Raw genomic sequence first — 2,160 nt, 5'->3', positions numbered from 1 at the left:
CTGAGAAGCAGCCGTATCTCTTCGTGCATTGGCAGAAAGGAATGGTCGGTGCGTTTGCTTGATGGGAGCGGTGTGAATCGAGAGGTTCACGCACCGTTCTGTGAGAGGTCGGGGGTGCAACTCCTCCGGCCTACTTGCCATGGCTTGCATTGGACACTCGATGTGGTCTTCCGCGAAGATCAGTGCCGTGCCAGAGAGGGGCACTCGGCGAGAAACTTCTCTGTCCTGCGCAAGTTTGTCCTGGCCACCGTGCGCAGAGAAGAAGGCTCCAAGATGGGCTTACGCCGCCGCCGCATCCATGCCGACCGAAACGAAATCTATCGCGAATCCCTGATCAATCTGGCGTTCCCCGGGCAGACCCACAAGGATTCTATAAAATATGCGTAAGCGATTGCCCTGGCTTATGCCACTGCACGTCGCCCTCCTTCCCGAACGCGAGAGCCGACATGGATTGCTTCGAGCACTGCCCGAAGGGTTGGGACTTCTCGGGGGCGTCGATGCCGCCGAGACGGATCTTGTTCTGTTCGCGGTTGGCGTGCAGGACGATGATGGTGTCGCCGTCGGCCACCGAGACGACGGTACCATTGAGGGTGTCGGCCTGGGTGGGGAGGGTGAGGAGCAGCAGCAGGGGACAGAGCAGACGTCGCGGATGCATGCTTCGCTCCCATCTCACTTCGAAAAACAGCCACGAGACGCCTGCCTGGATTTCAGTTCGCGATGGCGCGCTTGATCGCGATTCACTTCGTTGACTTCGACATAGTTACCTTGGGCATATTTCTTGTTCAGCGCGGCAAGCTCATCGGCAAAAGAACTGCATTCCTGCAGCTTCGAGAACGTATCCTCCTGTTTTTGCTCCGCGCCTTTTCTCTTGTTTATGATATCTACCTGCTGGTCAAATGGAAGGCCATCAGGAACCTGATGAATAATTCGGCCTACCGCCCCTTATGCTCGGAGCAGCGTCCCGTGGAGTAGAATTCGCCGCCCCCGATCGCCACGCACTCGTAGATCTGTGCTGATCTTGCCGGCAACGCCATAAGATAAACTGTCAAAGCCATCAAGGAAACCAGCGTCTTTTTCATTCGTTCTGCAACCTTTCGTGACAAGGCGCGGAGACAGCGTTGCTCCGACGATTGTACGCGATGGATGCCCGGCGTCAAAACGCGTTCCTGGCCTGCGCCTTGACGGCGGGAGCACACCCTTCGGCACCGGTCGCCGGAGTCAGGCCGATCGATCTTGCTGGCCCAGAGACGCTATCGCCACGTGCGTCATCCGGTTGACACGGGCGGCGCCAGGCATCGTGAAGACAGTGCTAGCGGGCAAGCAACCGGCGCCACTGACGTTGAAGGAACTGACGCCGCCTTCTCCGGTTGCCCGTCGCCACCGCGGAAGCCGAGCCAAGTCGCGGGGAGGCAGTGACTGCGCGGTACCGTATCCGCGCGAGCCTGTCCTCGTTAGAATGGCGGCATGCCCAGTTCAGAACTCGTCGCCCCACTTGCCACGCATTGCTCTGAGATCGCTTTTGAGCGGGCCGCCCTTGCCGTCAAGGCCCTTCTCCTCGATCCACTTGTCGAGGATGTCTCTTTCCGCGCTGGATCGGCTCGAACGTCTGCCCAGTCCGAGCAGTCGGAATGACAGCTTTCCCGATGCTGGAGCTCGAGCCAGACGACATCTATGAGATCGAGCTATGCAGCGGAGAGCATCGACGCTGGCGCTATCTCGGACCGGATTCTCTGGCGTCCTCTTGGTGGCGCGATGAGGAAACGGGGAGCGAATTCAACGAAGCGAGCCTGATGTATGCTTGGCGAATCGTCCGGAGGCATGAGAACCCGGCAACGGGTAACTACTCAGGAGCCTCGACCAATGGCTGTGCAGTTCAAGCCAAACGAGGCTGAGGAGGCTGGCCCTGGAAAGTCAGGGTGAGGGCGTGAAAGAGATTGTGCCCCTGCTTGTGCAGGGTGGCGAGGTAGGAACGGATCGTACAAAAGGTATCGGCGCCATTTCTGGTCCGGAAGCCGCCGGATATCTTCTGTTTGACCTTTGGCATGCGAACCGCTTGCTCGGCGAGGTTGTTGGAGAACGGGACGTTGGGATCAGAAGCGAAGCGCCAGACATCCTCGGCATAGGTGCGCAAGCGCCAGAGGAGGTTGGTCGCCTTGCTCT

The 2,160-nt window shown here is 59.0% G+C and carries 3 protein-coding genes and 1 pseudogene; 2 read left to right on the top strand and 2 right to left on the bottom strand.

Annotated features, from left to right (window positions below; all coding sequences use genetic code 11):
• Positions 1-387, top strand: a pseudogene (locus CAPSK01_RS22730) (hypothetical protein); the annotation flags it as partial.
• On the opposite strand, the gene CAPSK01_RS11130 reads toward CAPSK01_RS22730, so the two are convergent.
• On the bottom strand, positions 371-655 hold the full coding sequence (locus CAPSK01_RS11130) for a hypothetical protein (RefSeq protein ID WP_273703526.1): 285 nt from the start codon (positions 653-655) through the stop codon (positions 371-373). The pseudogene CAPSK01_RS22730 and the gene CAPSK01_RS11130 overlap by 17 nt on opposite strands.
• Before the next feature lie 62 nt (positions 656-717).
• Here CAPSK01_RS11130 and CAPSK01_RS11125 point away from each other — a divergent pair, with 62 nt between their 5' ends.
• Positions 718-972, top strand: a complete 255-nt coding sequence (locus CAPSK01_RS11125; RefSeq protein WP_034926310.1) for a hypothetical protein — start codon at positions 718-720, stop codon at positions 970-972.
• A gap of 901 nt (positions 973-1,873) precedes the next feature.
• Here CAPSK01_RS11125 and CAPSK01_RS11120 read toward each other — a convergent pair.
• A partial coding sequence (locus CAPSK01_RS11120) for a transposase (protein WP_273703525.1) occupies positions 1,874-2,160 on the bottom strand: 287 nt, incomplete at its 5' end.

Source organism: Candidatus Accumulibacter vicinus (assembly GCF_000584955.1).
Lineage (GTDB): Bacteria > Pseudomonadota > Gammaproteobacteria > Burkholderiales > Rhodocyclaceae > Accumulibacter > Accumulibacter vicinus.
This window is presented reverse-complemented; position numbering and strand designations above follow the sequence as displayed.

What these genes read in the sequence shown, in the direction of transcription:
- CAPSK01_RS11130 (WP_273703526.1), bottom strand. Translation starts at nt 655, where the DNA reads ATGCATCCGCGACGTCTGCTCTGTCCCCTGCTGCTGCTCCTCACCCTC.
- CAPSK01_RS11125 (WP_034926310.1), top strand. Translation starts at nt 718, where the DNA reads ATGGCGCGCTTGATCGCGATTCACTTCGTTGACTTCGACATAGTTACC.